Source organism: Streptomyces sp. NPDC001315 (assembly GCF_042896175.1).
Lineage (GTDB): Bacteria > Actinomycetota > Actinomycetes > Streptomycetales > Streptomycetaceae > Streptomyces.
On record NZ_JBIAWZ010000009.1, the window covers coordinates 243,307 to 259,581 of the forward strand.

The 16,275-nt window shown below is 67.8% G+C and carries 11 protein-coding genes and 2 pseudogenes; 9 read left to right on the forward strand and 4 right to left on the reverse strand.

The window, feature by feature from the left end; translation table 11 throughout:
- Nucleotides 1-12 precede the first annotated feature (12 nt).
- Entirely contained in the window at nt 13-1,230 is a 1,218-nt protein-coding gene (locus ACFY16_RS25260) for a glycoside hydrolase family 3 N-terminal domain-containing protein (RefSeq protein WP_390649445.1), read from the reverse strand.
- A gap of 714 nt (nt 1,231-1,944) precedes the next feature.
- On the opposite strand from ACFY16_RS25260, the gene ACFY16_RS25265 reads away from it, so the two are divergent.
- The 4 genes from ACFY16_RS25265 to ACFY16_RS25280 all read left to right on the forward strand — a co-directional run bounded on the left by ACFY16_RS25265 (nt 1,945) and on the right by ACFY16_RS25280 (nt 9,502).
- Nucleotides 1,945-3,798, forward strand: a complete 1,854-nt coding sequence (locus tag ACFY16_RS25265) for an FHA domain-containing protein (protein ID WP_390649446.1) — start codon at nt 1,945-1,947, stop codon at nt 3,796-3,798.
- 640 nt (nt 3,799-4,438) lie between these two features.
- On the forward strand, nt 4,439-5,380 hold the full coding sequence (locus ACFY16_RS25270) for an ABC transporter ATP-binding protein (protein WP_390649447.1): 942 nt from the start codon (nt 4,439-4,441) through the stop codon (nt 5,378-5,380).
- Entirely contained in the window at nt 5,377-6,741 is a 1,365-nt protein-coding gene (locus ACFY16_RS25275; protein WP_390649448.1) for an ABC transporter permease, read from the forward strand. The genes ACFY16_RS25270 and ACFY16_RS25275 overlap by 4 nt, the downstream gene beginning before the upstream one ends.
- Nucleotides 6,742-6,745: 4 nt before the next feature.
- The gene (locus ACFY16_RS25280; protein ID WP_390649449.1) at nt 6,746-9,502 is read left to right on the forward strand and encodes an alkaline phosphatase family protein; all 2,757 of its coding nucleotides are present in this window, start codon (nt 6,746-6,748) and stop codon (nt 9,500-9,502) included.
- Between the two features lie 289 nt (nt 9,503-9,791).
- On the opposite strand, the gene ACFY16_RS25285 is transcribed toward ACFY16_RS25280, so the two are convergent.
- Nucleotides 9,792-10,361, reverse strand: a complete 570-nt coding sequence (locus ACFY16_RS25285) for a TetR/AcrR family transcriptional regulator (RefSeq protein WP_390649450.1) — start codon at nt 10,359-10,361, stop codon at nt 9,792-9,794.
- Nucleotides 10,362-10,432: 71 nt separating this feature from the next.
- Here ACFY16_RS25285 and ACFY16_RS25290 point away from each other — a divergent pair, with 71 nt between their 5' ends.
- Nucleotides 10,433-10,924 carry an FBP domain-containing protein gene (locus ACFY16_RS25290; protein ID WP_390649451.1) on the forward strand — a complete coding sequence of 164 codons (492 nt, stop codon included), beginning with the start codon at nt 10,433-10,435 and terminating at the stop codon, nt 10,922-10,924.
- Nucleotides 10,925-11,078: 154 nt separating this feature from the next.
- On the opposite strand, the gene asnB is transcribed toward ACFY16_RS25290, so the two are convergent.
- Nucleotides 11,079-12,932, reverse strand: coding sequence for an asparagine synthase (glutamine-hydrolyzing) (gene asnB, locus ACFY16_RS25295; RefSeq protein WP_390649452.1), 1,854 nt, complete (start codon nt 12,930-12,932; stop codon nt 11,079-11,081).
- A gap of 188 nt (nt 12,933-13,120) precedes the next feature.
- Between asnB and ACFY16_RS25300 the strand changes: the two are divergent.
- Together ACFY16_RS25300 and pip are read left to right on the forward strand one after the other, a co-directional pair.
- Nucleotides 13,121-13,231, forward strand: a pseudogene (locus ACFY16_RS25300) (oxidoreductase); the annotation flags it as partial.
- A gap of 240 nt (nt 13,232-13,471) precedes the next feature.
- Nucleotides 13,472-14,431: a prolyl aminopeptidase gene (gene pip, locus ACFY16_RS25305; RefSeq protein WP_390649453.1), complete on the forward strand. Its 960-nt coding sequence runs from the start codon at nt 13,472-13,474 to the stop codon at nt 14,429-14,431.
- Between the two features lie 80 nt (nt 14,432-14,511).
- Here pip and ACFY16_RS25310 read toward each other — a convergent pair.
- A pseudogene (locus tag ACFY16_RS25310) lies at nt 14,512-14,697 on the reverse strand (IS256 family transposase); the annotation flags it as partial.
- Nucleotides 14,698-14,744: 47 nt separating this feature from the next.
- Here ACFY16_RS25310 and ACFY16_RS25315 point away from each other — a divergent pair.
- Nucleotides 14,745-14,810: a hypothetical protein gene (locus tag ACFY16_RS25315; RefSeq protein WP_390649504.1), complete on the forward strand. Its 66-nt coding sequence runs from the start codon at nt 14,745-14,747 to the stop codon at nt 14,808-14,810.
- A gap of 891 nt (nt 14,811-15,701) precedes the next feature.
- Nucleotides 15,702-16,274: a dihydrofolate reductase family protein gene (locus tag ACFY16_RS25320; RefSeq protein ID WP_390649454.1), complete on the forward strand. Its 573-nt coding sequence runs from the start codon at nt 15,702-15,704 to the stop codon at nt 16,272-16,274.
- Nucleotide 16,275: the final 1 nt, after the last annotated feature.

The window sequence follows — 16,275 nt, forward strand, 5'->3', positions numbered from 1 at the left end:
CAACCGCTGTCGTCAGCCGCAGGACAGCAAGCCCGCCTTCTGCTTGGCAACCAGGATGCGATGGACACTTTGGTCCACCTTGGTACGGAAGGTCGCGTTCTGTGCCATCCGGGTCTGTACGGCCTTGGCCATGGCCGGAACCAGGTTCGGTTCGACGGTCAGGACTTGGTCCCCGCCGGCGGACAGGAAGTTCAGGGCGCGGTCGGCCACGGGTACGGACTTCACCGCCACCGCCTTCCCGAGGTCGTCGGAGATCACCACGCCTTTGAAGCCCAGTGTCTTGCGGAGCAGTCCCTGGATCACCGTGGAGGAGAACACGGCCTGATGCTTCGCGTCGATCTTGCTGTACGTGGCCAGAGAGATCATGACGAATGGCGCGCCCGCCTTGACCCCCGAACTGAACGGCGTGATGCTCGCGCTCGTGCTCGTCGTCACCGAGTCCACCACGTTCGCCGTGGTGTCGGTGTTGCCGCGGACGTAGCCGAGTCCCGGGAAGTGCTTGAGCGTGGCCAGCACGTTGGACTGGGCGAAGCCCGCGGCGAAGGCGTTGCTGTGGGAGGTCACGATCGCGGCGGTATGGCCGAACTCGCGGTCGTACCGGCCGATCGGACCGTTGTTCCTGCCCAGGCCGGCCGGAACGACATCGGCGACGGGCGCGAGGTTGAGGTTCACACCGGCCGCCTTGAGCTGCTTCGCCCACACGGCGGCCGCACTGCGAAGCTTCGAGGTGGACCAGCTTCCCTGCACCAGCGCGCTCGGCATGGTCGAGAACCCAGGACCGGACAGCACCTGCACCTGGCCCCCCTCCTGATCGGTGGAGACCAGCAGGCCTACGCGATGCCCCGACACGGTGTCGGCCTTCGCTTGGAGACTGTCGGCCAGAGCCTTGGTCGCCTTCGTGCCGGACGCGCTCCGTCCGGCCAGGAACACCGACCCGACGTGGTACTGGCGCAGCACCTGGATCCGCTTCTGGTCAGGGTTCGAGGCGCTGATGCCACCCATGAAGAGCTGGCCGACTCGCTGCGGCCCGGTCATCCCCGCGAAGACCTTGTCGACGCAGGTCGCCGTTGTGCTCATGGTCGCCGAAGCGGGTGCTTCCGGTACGACCGCAGCGTGCGAGGTGTCAGCGCCGCCCAGGCCCGCGGCCGCCAGGGAGAGCGTCAGCAGTGGGACGGGCCAGAGCGCCCGCTTTCCCTTCGGGTTGTGTGATGGCGCCTGCTGCGAAGTCATGCGGAGCCCCTTCCGGTACGCCGACCACGGACCGGGCGGGGCTTGCTCGGCCGTCGACGGCGGTCACAGAGCCAGTACCACCAAACGTACATCCATTCGACGGCGTTCGCCTCCGCTGTGGAGGACGTGGCGCGCGAGGCCCGGGAACGTCATACAGAGCACGCCGGAGTGCGGGGTTGGGGCGGGCGATGTCGGTCAACTCATGCTCAGAGGAGCGAGGTTGGCGCTGTGAGTTGACGCCGCCATCGGGGAGGCGTCGAGTGGGGAGAGGATCTTCCAGCGGTGCGGGGCGGTGTCTCCGCGCGGGGATGCGAGCCGTCGCCGGTTTTGCCGTGGAGTGATGGCCGAGTGCGCACGACCGGTGGCCGGCTCCACACAGGCGGATGCGCCGCGACAAGGCCGCGGACATCCCTGGCCTGGTCCGCTCCATCGTCGCCGGAAGGCCTCTCCCGAACGGCTTCGGTATCGGGCATGATGGGGCATCTGTACCGGTCAAGTGACGCCGTGCTGTCGTCAGAACTGAACTATTCACCGTTCACATACGTCGAGCGAACGTCCCTCCGTCCTACCCGTCACACGCTGCCCGGTCACGCCCGCACAGCGGTGCGTTCCGGTGGCACCGAGGCAGCGGCAATGTCGTCAATCACGGAAGGAAGTGCCGTGGCGCCGGTGCTTGTTGGACACGAAGGATTGCTTGCCGGAGAGCGCATACCGGTGATCGGCACCAGGGTCACCTTCGGACGTAATCCCGATAACACCGTCGTCATCTCCAGCTTAAGCGTTTCGCGCTTCCACGCGGAAATCGTCCTCGACGACACCCAGGGCTACGTGCTGCGCGACTGCGGCAGCAGCAACGGAACGCTGGTGAACGGTGAGGAGATCGACTCCCGACTCCTCAAGCCCGGAGACGACATCACCATCGGTGACCAGGAGTTCCGCTTCGAGGTTCCGGACGCCATGGAGACGATCATGGCGCTCTCGTTGCCGAGGTCTCTGACCCACGGTGACGAGGAGATCGAACGCGGGCCGGTGCTGCGGGTCACCATCGCGGGCGGGGGACCCGTCGGCCTGTCACTCGCCCTGCTGCTGGAGCATTTCCTCGGCGCCCAGGTGCACATCACCGTCTACGACGGCCGGTGGCGCAAACAGGGCCGCAAAGTCGTCTGGAAGGACGCGAGCCAGGGCAATGTACGGCGCCAGCAGGTGGTGACCATACAGAGTCGCCAGTACCTCAGCCTGCCCGAGGAGGTGCAGACCCGGCTCTTCGACCCGGACCACTACACCGAAATGTGGCCCTCCGGCCCCGACTCGATCGGCGATCACCACCCGCGCAACATGCGTATCGCCTACATCGAGGACCGGCTGCTGGAGGTGGCGAACGAGAAGCCGAGGGGAATCCACCTCGTTCCCACCCGGTTCAGCATCGATGAGCAGAAGGACTTTCTGACCACCCAGCACGTACTGGCGATCTGTGACGGCGGGCGGTCGCGCACCCGTGACCACTTCGCCGCCAAGTTCGGCAAAGCAGACGAATCCATCTACTCGCTGAACGATCGCCATCTCCAGGACGTGGTCCTCGGCCTGCGCGTGAAATCGGGTCTGACCGACCCCATGGCGGTACTGCTGACCGTCGGGCAGAACCGGTTCCTGCTGAACTCCTTGCGTGGCGAGGGCTTCCTCAACATGCGCCTGACGGATGTGGAGGCCGCAGAGGTCGTCGGCATCGATCCGATCCGCCGCGTCTTCGAGGAGTGCATCGCCTCTCGCCCCTGCCTCATGGGGCGCGACGAGCACGGCGACTTCCGGTGTTCCACGCACAGCACCCTGTTCCTGCCCGCCCTCATCAGGGGCTCGGCCCTGTGGAAGCGGGTGGGCGAAGGGCTGCGCCTGTTCGGCGTCGAGCCGGGTGACCTGAGCGCGGTCACCTCTTTCCGTCTGGACATGGTGCAACGCCCCCGCTTCACAGCCGAGTTGTTACCGCCCACGGCCAACTCCACAGGAACGTACGGCTTTTTGCTGGGCGACGCGGCCAACGCCATCCACTTCTGGCCGGGCCGGGGGCTCAACAGTGGCCTGGCCTCCGCGATCTCGCTCGCACGGTCCCTCAACGGAGCATGGAACGGAAAGCCCTTCCGGGACGCGGACTTCCTGCGCCACGAGGCCGCCATGTCGATGCTCCAGTATCGACACAAGAGCCGGGCCTGGAAGGCGATGGTGACCACCGACGACCAGGGCACCACCTGGGCTATCAAGGACATCATCGCGCACGGCATCGACGGAATCGCCGAGGAGCCGGATCGCGAGGCGGACACCGCGATGCTGCTGGAGCGGCTGCGCGGGATCCGCTCCCGACTGGCGGCGCGCATGCCCGGTATGCCGGACGACGAGGCGATCCTGGAACGGCTGGGAACCTTGGAGGGCAGCACACTCCGCATGCTGGTGCTCAGCGGTGCCTGGGACACACTCACCATGGGCGGTGAGGAGGTCGACATCGACATTTTCTACGGTCAGGACTCCGCCGCCGCGGCAGCGGCCGTCGAGGCCCTTGAGCCGGCCGCCCAGCTCTGAGGCGCGTCGAGCCTGTGTACGTGCGAACTTTCGAGTATCCGCAACCGGCGGCTCGCGCCTCAACCCCGCCTTGCCTCTCGGGCCCATGCGCCGTCCGGCCCAGCCCGCCGACGTGGCCGACCAGGTGGCGTCGGTGATTGCCGGCACCTGTCTCACCGGTGAGGTGATCGTGCTGGACGGCGGGCTGAATCTGACCTGAGAAGCCATCAGCTCACCTGTCGACGGGTCTGGCGGGTCGAACCGGGTTTCTGATCGGTGATCACTTCGGGGCGCGGATGAAGGGCCTCTTGGTAGCTCGGGTAGCTGATCCCCAGCTCCGCCGCGACCGCCTTCATCGCGGACCACTGTGTGTCGTACTCGGGCCGTACCTCGGCGACCGTGCGGACCGCGCGCTTGCGCAGCCCAAGGAGGGGGGAAGGCCCATGCCATGACTCGATCCGTTCAAATGATCGAGTCCCTACCGGACCCGGAACGGTTCAGTGCTTCCAAAGGTTGCCCAAGTCTGTCTGGATGCTGGCTGTTTTGTGCACGCGGACTTGCCAACGCCTTGACGATCCGTTCCATGTACGTTCAACCAATCGTCTGTGACTGCGTTGTGTGCCGTCCCTAAGGTCCCTGAAGGTTGTGAAAGAAGGGACTCATGGACACACTCCTCGCAGTCCGAGCTCGTGGGATCACCAAGTGTTTCGGCGACGTCGTCGCACTCGACGGCGTCGAACTCGACGTGCCGCAGGGGCAGATCCACGGCTTGGTCGGACCGAACGGCGCCGGGAAGACGACATTGCTCGGCCTGCTGCTGGGCCTGGCCGTCGCCGACGGCGGCCGCCTGGAGATCCTGGGTACGCCGGTCGGGCGGGCGCTCGCTGCTCCCGACGGTGTCGCGGGCTTCGTCGACGGGCCAGGTCTCTACCCCTCGCTCACCGCCAGGCAGAACCTCGCCGCGCTGGCCGCTCTCCGCGGCCGCGACGCGCGGACAACGGGAATCGACGACGTGCTCGACCAGGTCGGGCTCACCGAAGTCGCTGACGAGGGGACCCGCGGCTTCTCCCTCGGCATGCGTCAGCGACTCGGACTCGCGGCCGCCCTGCTCACCAAACCCCGGCTGCTCGTGCTCGACGAACCTTCCAACGGACTCGACCCGGCCGGGAAACGACACGTCCACCGTGTCCTCACCCGGCTCGCGGCGGACGGAACCAGCGTCGTGCTCTCGAGCCATCGCATGGACGACCTGGAGGCACTGTGCTCCGAGGTCACCATCCTCGCCACCGGACGGGTCGTCTTCTCCGGCCCGCTGAGCAAGCTGGCCGCCGAGAACCGTGAACTCGACTACCGGCTGCTCACCTCCGACCCGCAGGCCGCCCGCCGGCTGGCTGCCGACACGGCCGGGATCGGCGTCGTCGACGACGCTGGGGCACGGCACGGCGCCGAGGTGCTCGTCGTGCGCGCGCTGGTGCCCGCCCTCGACGAACTGGTGGTGAGGGTCGTGCGCGCGGGCATCGCGGTGCGCGAGCTCGCCCCCATGGTGTCGCCGCTCGAAGCCGCCTTCCTCGCCCTCACCGAACAGCAGGAGGCCGGCCGATGACCGCGATCGCGACCGTCGCCGACGACGACGTTGCCCGGGTCCACCCCGTCTCGGTGGCCCGCGGCTACCGTTTCGAACTGGTCAAACTGGTCTCGCAATGGCGTATCCGTCTGCTGGTTCTCGCCTGCTGGATCGCGCCGGCGCTCTTTGTCGCCGCGGTGAGCCAGCAGAGCACGCTCCCCTCCGACACTCTCTTCGGTCGCTGGATGCACGCCACGGGGTGGGCCGGATCGCTGGTCGTGCTCGGCTTCGCGGGCACCTGGGCGCTTCCACTGCTGACCTCGGTGGTCGCCGGCGACGTGTTCGCCTCCGAGGATCGGCTCGGTACCTGGCGCCACCTGCTGGTGGCGGTCCGGTCGCCTCGACGGATCTTCGTGGCGAAGGCACTGGCCAGCCTCACCGTCATCCTGCTGCTCGTGGCGGGGTTGGCGTGTTCCAGCGCGGTCGGTGGGGTCGTGGCGGTCGGCAACCAGCCGCTGGTCGGCCTCGACGGCCACGTGTTGACGCCGTCGGACGCCGCCGGTGAGGTCCTCCTCGCCTGGGTGTGCGTGCTCGCCCCGACGCTGGCCCTTGCCGCGATCGGACTCCTCGGGTCGGTCGGGCTGGGGCGGTCCCCGATGGGGCTGCTGCTGCCCGCGCTCGTCGCGCTCGTGATGCAGCTCGCCCAGATGCTGCCGCTGCCCGTGGCCGTACGCCTCGCCCTGCCCGGCTACGCCTTCATCGCCTGGAACGGTCTGTTCACCAGCCCGGCACAGGTCGAACCGCTCCTGATCGGCATCGCGGTCAGCCTGGTATGGGCCGTGACGGTGACAGCGCTGTCGTACCGCCTTTTCCTGCGGCGCGACTTCACCAACCCGACCAACGAGAGCACGGGGCGCCGCGCGATCACCACCGGACTCCTGCCGCTGGTCGGACTTGTCGCCCTCACGGTCGCGGTCGTCGCCGTGGCGACGCCGTCAATGGGTTCAGGAATCGAGCAGGGCAAGGTCCAGCGTTCGGTCGCCACGGCATTCGCCCACCTCTACCGCATGCAGACCAAGCAGCTCAACCGCCCCGACGTCAGCGAGGCGCAGTTGCGGGTCAGGGCGGCGTGCAACAAGGGCGGCGGCCAAGTCGCCGCCCATGGGCCGGGCAACGACTGGCGTTGCGTCGTCACCTGGCATCTCCCCGACGTAGAGGCCGCAGGGACGGCCATCTACCAGCTCGACGTCACCTCAGACGGGCGGTTCGTGGCCGATGGCGACGGACCGAAGGAAGTGAACGGCTACTTCCTGGTGCGGACCCCGACCGGGGACGCACCTAACCCGCTGTGGCAGTTCGACGGCAACGTCGAACTACTCTCCACCACCCCGAAGGGATGACTCAATGCAGGTAACACGCCGCCGTCGGCGTGTCGAGAAGGAGCATTTCGTCTTTCTCGGTAGACGCATCGGGCGCCGGATCACACTGGTCACCACGGGTGTCACCGCTGTTGCGGTGGCCGCCGCAGGCACGGCATTCGCCCAGACGCACCAGTTCGGCACCGAGCAGGTCGGCCAGACCACCGATCAGGGCCAGGTCATCTCCAGCGACCAGTACATCGCCCCATACGGTGACCGCCTCGTCGTGAACAACGGCAAGATCATGTCGTCCTCGGTCAGCCCGGACGGCACCCACCTCGCGGCCTCGGTCACCGACGGTGGGATGGCGCTGTCCATCGTGGACCTGAAGAACTGGAAGGTGCAGCAGCTCGTCGGCAACTCCGCGTCGGCGGACCTGCGCATCAGCAGCAACAGCGTGGGCCAGGAAGGCCCCACGTACTCGCCCGACGGTTCGCAGCTGTGGCTGGGCCAGACCGACGGCTACACCAAGTTCACCGTCAACCCGGACGGCAGCGTCGCCAACCCGACGTCCGTCAAGATCCCGGCGGCTGGGGCCAAGCACGCGTTGGTGGGCGAGGCCGTGTTCTCGCCCGACGGCTCCACCGTCTACTCCGCGGTCAACGGCCAGAACCGAGTGGTCGCCATCAACGCGGCGACCGGGGCCATCCAGCAGAGCTGGGCCGTGGGCAACGCCCCGCGTGACATGATCAAGGTCGGCGACAAGCTGTACGTCAGCAACGAGGGCGGGCGTCCGGCGAAGTCCGGCGACACCACCATCAACTCGTACGGCACCCAGGTGCCCGCCGACCAGGTGACCGCTGCCACCACCACCGGCACGGTCAGTGTCATCGACCTGGCGAAGCCGGATGCTGACGTCGCGAGCATCGACGTCGGTCTGCACCCGACCGCCCTGTACGCCAAGAAGGGGGCGCTGTTCGTCACCAACACCGCCACCAACGAGGTGTCGGTCATCGACACGGCCGGCAACAAGGTCGTACAGACGATCGCCACGCAGCCGTGGCCGGAGGCGTCGGTGGGCTACGAGCCCGACGCGGTCACGCTCACCGACGACGGTCACCTGCTGGTGACGCTCGGCCGCGCCAACGCGGTCGCCGTCTACCGGTACACGACCCCGCAGGAGCCGGTCAGTTACGTCGGCCTGCTGCCGACGGACTACTTCCCCGCGGAGATCGCCACCGTCGGCAACCAGGTCGTGGTCTCCAACACCCGTGGTATCGACGCCCGCCGTCCCACCAGCAGCGCCGGGCACGCCACTCACGACACGACGTCGAGCGTGCAGCGTTTCACGCTGCCGGACGACAGCGTCATCAAGTCCGAGACGGCCAAGGTCTTCAAGCAGAACGGCTGGAACGGTGGCTCGGTCAAGCTGACCAAGGGCAAGAGCAGCGCCAAGCCGGTACCGGTCCCGCTGAAGCTCGGCGACCCCTCGACGATCAAGCACGTCTTCCTGATCGTCAAGGAGAACCGGACCTACGACCAGGTCTTCGGTGACGTCCCGGAGGGCAACGGCGACCCGTCGCTGGCGGAGTTCGGCGAGAACGTGACGCCGAACCAGCACGCGCTGGTCAAGCAGTTCGGGCTGTACGACAACACGTACGACATCGGCACGAACTCCGCCGAGGGTCACAACTGGCTGATGCAGGCCGACAACCCCGAGTACACCGAGTCATCGGCCGGCGAGTACGCGCGCAGCTACGACACCGAGGACGACGCTCTCGGCCACCAGCGGACCGGGTTCATCTGGACCGGTGCGCAGGCGGCGGGGAAGACCGTGCGGGACTTCGGCGAGTTCCAGCAGTTCCTGACCAAGCCGTCGGGCGCGAGCTGGCAGAACCTGTACTGCGACTCCAAGAACATGGCGGCGACCGGACAGGACACCGCCTACACGCTGAACTCGTCCTCGCCGATTCCGTCGCTCAACGACGTGTCGGTGTCCGGCTTCCCGAAGTTCGACACCAGCGTCCCGGACATCTACCGGGCAGAGATCTGGAAGCGTGACTTCGAGAAGAACGGGCCGGCGAACCTGAACATGTTCTGGCTCTCCAGCGACCACACCGGCGGTCCGGCGAACGCGGCCGCTCAGGTCGCGGACAACGACCTCGCCACCGGCAAGATCGTTGACGAGATCTCGCACAGCAAGTACTGGAAGGACTCCGCGATCTTCGTCGTCGAGGACGACTCCCAGGCCGGCCTCGACCACGTCGACGGCCACCGTGCCCCGATCCAGATCATCAGCCCCTGGGCCCAGCACGGCGTCGTCGACAGCCGCTACTACTCGCAGATCACGATGATCCGGACCATCGAGCAGATCCTCGGGATCCACCCGATGAACCAGAAGGACAGCGCGGCCAGCCCGATGACCGGGGCGTTCACCCAGCACGCGGACTACACGCCGTTCACGGCGCTGCCCAACCGGACCTCGCTGACCGCGGGTCTGTCGACCCCGCCGTCCTGCGGGGTGGACACCCCGGCGCCGCAGGACCCCAGTGCCGCTGCCGCGCCGTCGGCGAAGGTGCCGGCGGACAAGCAGGCGGTCGCGGCGAAGTGGGAGAACTGGAAGTCGAAGCAGCGGCTGACCGGGCCCAACGCCGTGCCCGACTTCGCGAACCCCGCGCAGATGAACCACTTCACGTGGTACCAGACGCACGAGTGGACGAAGCCGTACCCCGGCGAGGACAAGATCTTCGCGCCGGAGGACGTGCCGGGCGCCTACATCCCGTCGTCGGAGTCCGACGGCTGACGCAGGCTGATCGCGTCAAGGGGCCTCCGGCCGGCGGTGACGCCGGCCGGAGGCCCCTTGACGCGCGCCGGCAGTGCTGCCCTGCGGCCGCTGATGGGTGGATGCGTCTGTTGGAGCACGGCTACACCAACCTCAGCGGTGATCAGCGCGGCGATGTCGTCGCGGCGCGCGTCCAGCAGGGCACGGGTCGGTGTTCATCGCCTCCGCCTGGTGATCAAGATTTCCGGAATGTTCGGATGCGCCGGCGCGCGGCGTGGGGAGCGCCCCCGGTGGTGCAGCCCCCTGCTGGTCAGGGTGTGGTTCGGTTCCGTAGCAGAGCGTCCAGGGAGTCCACGATCCAGGCCCAGGATTCCTGTGCGTCGGGGGCGCTGTGCTCGAAGCCTCCGGCCAGCTCCAGGCTGACGTAGCCGTGGAAGACGCTGCCCAGCATCCGGACCGCGTGCGTCTGGTCCGGCTCCGCCAGGTCGTAGCCGCGCAGGATCGCCCGCGTCATCTGCGCGTGCCGCACCCCGGCGCTGGCGGCCGCCGTCTCGGGGTCGAGCCGGAGGCGGGCGGCGGTATAGCGACCGGGGTGCTCCCGGGCGTAGTCGCGGTAGGCGTTCGCAAAGGCGGCCAGGGCGTCCTTGCCGGCACGCCCGGCCAGGGCATCGGCGACTCGGTCGGCGAGTTCCTCCAGGGCGAACAGGGCGATCCTGGTCTTGAGCTCCTGGGAGCTCTTCAGATGCGAGTACAGACTCGCAACCTTGACGTCGAACCGCCGGGCAAGCGCCGAAACGGTCACCTGATCGAAACCGACCTCGTCGGCCAGTTCTGCCCCCGCCAGGGTCAGACGCCCCGGGGTCAACCCCACTCTAGCCATAACCTTCCTCCCATGCGGCGACAGCCATTATGCATTTGCCTAAAACTTATAGGCAAATTAGCCTGCTGCTCATGAAGCCGCTGACTGAGCGAGAGATCCGTACCGCGTTCGTGAACTGCACCAAGGGCGAGGCGAAGCGCCTGTCCGTCCCTCGAGACCTGGCCGAGCGGCCCTGGGACGACCTGGACTTCTTCGGCTGGCGTGACCCCCAGGCTCCCGATCGTGCCTATCTCGCCACCGAGCTGGACGGCCACCTGGTGGCGCTCGCCCTGCGCTGCCCCAGTGCCGCCTCTTGGCAGATGCGGCGAAGCATGTGCTCGATGTGCATGACCACCCACACCGGGGGCGTCTCGCTGATGGTCGCGGCGAAGGCAGGCAAGGCCGGACAGCAGGGCAACTCCGTGGGTGCCTACATATGCAGCGACCTTGCCTGCCCGCTGTACGTGCGGGGCAAGAAGGATGCGGGTGTCGGTGCGCGGCTTCCCGAGTCGCTCACCTTGGATGAGAAGATCCAGCGGACCGTCGCGAACCTCGCCGCGTTCATCGCCAAGATCACCGCATGAAGCAACCAGCCATGTACGCCGCATCTGCCCGTATTGGATGTGACGCGGCGTCATTCGGACTTTTCGCCTACGGGATCCCCCGTTGGACAGCCCGCCAGAACTGAACCCGGTCGGCTTCAGGCCGGGGCTGGCCTGGGCGGGAGTGGGGAGGGTGTCACCTGCCGGAGTCGAGCGTGAGTGCGGGCCGCTCCAGGTCGAACCAGACGGCCAGGTCCAGTGTTCTTTCCAGGCCGTTGCGGTCTGCGGTGGTGACCTGGCCGGGTTCGGTGCGGGTGATCTGCTGCAGTCTGCTGTGGTCCACCAGGTCGAGGGCGGAGTTGCTGCCCTCGGACAGCAGGTCACGGACTTGGCTTTGCAACTCCACGACGTAGGCAGGGTCCTGGGTCGAAGGGTACGGGCTTTTGACTCGTTCGAGGACCGAATGCGGCAGGAGGTCCGTGGTGGCGTGTCTCAGCAGGCTCTTCTCACGGCCGTCGAAGGTCTTCAGTGACCAAGGGGCGTTGAAGACGTACTCGACCAGACGGTGATCGCAGAACGGGACGCGCACCTCCAGGCCGGAGGCCATGCTCATCCGGTCCTTCCGGTCCAGCAGGATGCGCACCATGCGGGTCAGGTGGAGGTAGCACACCTCGCGCATCCGGCGTTCCAGCGGATCGTGCTCACCGTCGAGGCGCGGCACCTCGGCCATGGCCTCCTCATAGCGCTGAGCCACGTAACCCTGCAGGTCCAGGCGCTCCCGCAACCCTGGTTCGAGCACCGAACCGCCGTCGCGACCGCGCTGGCTCTCCATGGCCACCAGCCAGGGGAAGGTGCCGGCGTCGCGTGCGACAGGGTCGTGGAACCATGCGTAGCCGCCGAAGACCTCGTCGGCGGACTCACCGGACAACGCCACGGTGGAGTGCTGCCGGATCGCGCGGAACAGCATCAGCAGCGACTGGTCCATGTCGCCCAGACCCATAGGCAGGTCCCGGGCCCGTACCGCGGCGGCGCGCACGCTGGGGTCCGCCAGTCCCTTGGCGTCGAGCACGATGTCTTCGTGTCTGGTTCCGGCGTGCCGGGCGACCTCGTGCACGTACGGAGTGTCCGGGGTGGCCCGCAGCTCATCAGGGACGAAGCGTTCCGTCTGGCCGACGAAGTCGACGGCGAAGCTGCGCACCGTCTCCTTGCCGCGCAGTTGCTCGGCCGCCAGCGCGGTGATCGCGCTGGAGTCCAGGCCGCCGGACAGCAGGATGCACCGTGGCACGTCGGCGACCAACTGACGGCGGACGATGTCGTCGAGCAGTTCCCGCACCCGCGCTACGGTGTCCTCGCGGCTGTCGGTGTGCTGCTCCGCGCGCAGGTGCCAGTAGCGGCGTGCACGCACGCCTGTGCGGTCGACGGTCACCACCGTGCCCGGTTCCACCTCCCGCATTCCTGCCCAGACGGCGTGTCCGGGGGTCTTGACCATGGAGAACAGTTCACGCAGGCCCTCCAGGTCCACCTCGCGGGGCACCATCGGGTTCGCCAGAACGGCCTTGGGTTCGGAACCGAAGAGCACCCCGTCTTCGGTGGGGAAGTAGTACAGCGGCTTGATGCCCATCCGGTCGCGCATCAGCAGTAGCTGATCGGTCCGGCCGTCCCAGATCGCGAAGGCGTACATGCCGTTCAGACGCTCGGGGAGCTCGGCGCCCCATTCCAGGTAACCGCGCAGCACCACCTCGGTGTCGCTGTCGGTGTGGAAGCGGTGGCCACAGCGGCGCAGTTCCTCCCGCAGTTCCACGAAGGTGTAGACCTCTCCGGAGTAGACCAGGACGACGTCTCCTTCCGGGGTGTGCGCGACCATCGGCTGGGCGCCCCCGGGCAGGTCGATGATGGCGAGTCGGCGGTGGCCCATGGCCGCGTGCTCGTCGAGCCACAGGCCCTGTGCGTCGGGGCCGCGGCAGGCCATCGTGGCGGTCATGGCTTCGGAGGTGGAGCGTTCCTGACGCAGGTCACGCTGGTAGGACACCCAGCCGGAGATTCCGCACATCCGATGGCCCTCCTGGGCGGGGGAGAAGTTTCAGCAGCCACAAATTCGCATACTTCTCGTAAGTTACCAAAACGGACAGATTTTGGACTGTGGTGGAGGGCGACGGCTCCGCCGACAGGCCTTGGGCAGCGGCGCCATCGTCAACTGCTCCTCACTGGGCGGCCTGGTCGACAACCAGCCGATTCAATCGGTTCGACTCCGCCGACGAGATCGCCCAGGCCGTCCTGTGGCTGCGCGGCCCCGGCGCCGGCTTCGTCGTCGGCGTCGCGCTCCCCGTCGCCGGCGGCCTCGCCGCCCGCTGTCCACACCAGCCCCGATCGCCGGGACGTCCGGCACCCCGATCCGGTGTCGACGTGCGCTTACGGAGCCCCCATATGCGTCCGCACGCAGCTCACTCGGTTGGAGGCGATCTCTGCCGTCAACGGCATACCGAAGACCGCGCCGTCCAGCACCCTCGTGTGCCCGCATGCCGACGGACCCGGCGGGGAGCAATAGCCGATACTTGTCGATGAGTTGACTCTCAGGAGGGTGCGTCTCACATGGCCGAGCTCTATCCCCCTATCGAGCCGCACGAGCACGGTGTGCTCGACGTCGGCGACGGCAACCGCGTGTACTGGGAGATCTGCGGGAATCCCGCGGGCAAGCCCGCCCTGGTCCTGCACGGCGGGCCGGGGTCCGGGGCCGGGCCGTTCTGGCGTCGGCTGTTCGACCCCGCGGCGTACCGCATCGTGCTCTTCGACCAGCGCGGGTGCGGGCGGAGCACGCCCGATGCCGCCGATCCGCAGACCTCGCTCGCGGCCAACACCACCCCACATCTGATCGCCGACATCGAGCTGTTGCGGCGGTACCTCGGCATCGAGGAATGGCTGGTCATCGGCGGCTCCTGGGGCGTGACCCTCGCGCTGGCATACGCAGAGCAGCATCCTGGACGCGTATCCGAGCTGGTGCTCTTCAGCGTCACCAACACCACCCGCCGCGAGGTGGAGTGGATCACCCGGGACATGGGGCGGGTCTTCCCCGAGGAATGGGCCCGGTTTCGCGACGCGGTACCGGAACGGGAGCGTGACGGCAGCTTGGTGGAGGCGTACGCCCGGATGCTTGCCGACTCCGATCCTGCCGTACGGGAGCGTGCGGCGCGGGAGTGGTGCCGGTGGGAGGACGTGCACGTGTCCACCCACCGGGGGTACAAGCCCGATCCCCGTTATGCGGACCCGCATTTCCGGCTGCGCTTCGCCCGCCTCGTCACGCACTACTGGCGGCACGCCGGCTTCCTGGAGGACGGGGCGCTGCTGCGCGATGCCGGGAAGCTCGCCGGCATCCCCGGTGTGATGGTCCACGGGCGAATGGACATCAGCGGGCCGCCGGACGTCGCGTGGCGGCTGGCGCAGGTGTGGACGGACGCGGAGCTCGTGCTGATCGGTGAGGAAGGGCACGGGCTGTCGGGGGACGCCACCACGAAGGCAGTGTTGGCGGCTACGGACAGGTTCCGATCAGTCTAGAAAGTGATGGGCCGGCCGTGGCTTGAGTTCGTCGACTCAACCCAGCGTCCACGCTGCCATGGTCTCCACGGCGCGTTCGAGACGTTGCCGGCTTTGTGGACCCAGCACCTGATGGGGGCCGTGAGGGAGACCTCGGCCAGGGGCTTCCACAGGCCCATGGCACCGTCGCCGACGACCAGCGGGGCACGCATGTCGCGTCGGCGGCAGTCGCGCAGCAGGTCGGCCCACGACTCGGTGGATTCGCGCAATCCCTCGGCCGGCGCGACCGGTGCAACGGCTCCTGGCCCGCCGGTTCACCGTGTCGCGCGGCACCGTGCAGCGCGCCCTGCGAGAACTGGAGTCCCTCGGGCTGGTGCGATCCCGGACAGGCCTGTCTTGAGGAAGACTCTCGGAAACGGCTCTGTCCGCAGTTCCGGGCGCAGTTGGTGATCTCTTGGCCGGGCAACTCCCGGCATCCTCACCACGCTCGGAGTCTTCACCACCAACCCGTTTCCGATCCGGGCACCAGCCTCGTTCACCCGGATCGACGACGTCGCCGTACACAAGCCGGTGATACCGACGAACGTCTGCCAGCCGGTGGCGCAGCACTGCCCGCTCCCGACGACTTTCCCTTTCTTGACAAATTTTTTTGTCGGTTGCATTCTGGGGCGGTGCTGGACGTTGCTGTGATCGAAGAACCCGCCGCGGCCGAGGCGTCCCTGGACCCGGCGCGGTCCCGGATCCTCGCCGCCCTGACCGGGCGCGGCTCGGTCGCCATGCCGACAGCCCGCGGGCCGGCTGCCGGCGCTGGGGGTGCGGCTGGTGCAGGAGGTCGGCGCTTCACTGACCGGCGCCTCCCGGGCCCGGCGGCGGGAGGCCACCTCGTGGGAGCGCGCTCGCACGCCGAGCGGGCCGGCCTGTCGCCGGTGGACAGCGGTGACCTGGTCGGACGACGAGCGCATCGAGGTCCGCACCGCCGACGGGATCTACACCTTCCACCGCTTCATTGCCGTGGCGCTGATGTTCCATCACCTCTTCGGCCCGGACGCGGACAGCGTCGAGACCGCCTGGCAGCCGTGGCTGACCGGCCTCCTCGCCCGACCGCCGGCTCACCAGCGCACACGACCGCACCGCCGGGCGCCCAGACCCGCATCACCAGAACCGCCGGACCAGCCGCTCTCCGCAGCGGTCACCGGCGCCTCGCCATCAGAGCACCGGCGCCGTGAACGCGGCCCACGCGCAGACCGAGCAGTCACACACCACACATCCAAGACACCGAGGAAGATTTCTCATGCGCACTGTGATCAGCACGGCCTTCATCTCGCTCGACGGCGTCGTGGAGGGGCCGGGCGGCGAACCCGGCTACCGCAACTCCGGATGGACCTTCAAGGAGGTCGAGTTCGTCCCTGAGGCATTCGAGATCAAGGAGCGGGAACAGCAGGCGTCCACCGCGATCCTCATGGGCCGGGTCAGCTACGAGGCGTTCAGCCCGGTGTGGCCGGACATGGCGGAATTCGCGCACTACAAGACGATGCCGAAGTACGTCGTCTCCACCACCCTCACCGAGGACAAGCTGGTCTCCAATTGGGGCGAGACGACCGTCTTGCGCTCCCTCGACGAGGTCGCCGCCCTCAAGGAGACCGACGGCGGCCCGATCATCGTCCACGGCAGCGCCTCGCTGAACCACAGCCTTTCGGACGCGGGCCTGATCGACCGCTACCACCTGCTGGTCTTCCCGCTGCTGCTCGGCGCCGGCAAGCGCCTGTTCAGCACCACGGACAAGGACACCCAGAAGTTGAAGCTGGTCGAGCACGAGGTCTACAGCAATGGCCTGCAGAAGCAGGTCTTCGACGTCGTCCACTGAC

What these genes read in the sequence shown, in the direction of transcription:
- ACFY16_RS25290 (WP_390649451.1), top strand. Translation starts at nt 10,433, where the DNA reads ATGAAGCCGCTGACTGAGCGAGAGATCCGTACCGCGTTCGTGAACTGC.
- ACFY16_RS25260 (WP_390649445.1), bottom strand. Translation starts at nt 1,230, where the DNA reads ATGACTTCGCAGCAGGCGCCATCACACAACCCGAAGGGAAAGCGGGCG.
- ACFY16_RS25285 (WP_390649450.1), bottom strand. Translation starts at nt 10,361, where the DNA reads ATGGCTAGAGTGGGGTTGACCCCGGGGCGTCTGACCCTGGCGGGGGCA.
- ACFY16_RS25275 (WP_390649448.1), top strand. Translation starts at nt 5,377, where the DNA reads ATGACCGCGATCGCGACCGTCGCCGACGACGACGTTGCCCGGGTCCAC.
- ACFY16_RS25320 (WP_390649454.1), top strand. Translation starts at nt 15,702, where the DNA reads ATGCGCACTGTGATCAGCACGGCCTTCATCTCGCTCGACGGCGTCGTG.
- ACFY16_RS25280 (WP_390649449.1), top strand. Translation starts at nt 6,746, where the DNA reads ATGCAGGTAACACGCCGCCGTCGGCGTGTCGAGAAGGAGCATTTCGTC.
- pip (WP_390649453.1), top strand. Translation starts at nt 13,472, where the DNA reads ATGGCCGAGCTCTATCCCCCTATCGAGCCGCACGAGCACGGTGTGCTC.
- ACFY16_RS25270 (WP_390649447.1), top strand. Translation starts at nt 4,439, where the DNA reads ATGGACACACTCCTCGCAGTCCGAGCTCGTGGGATCACCAAGTGTTTC.
- asnB (WP_390649452.1), bottom strand. Translation starts at nt 12,932, where the DNA reads ATGTGCGGAATCTCCGGCTGGGTGTCCTACCAGCGTGACCTGCGTCAG.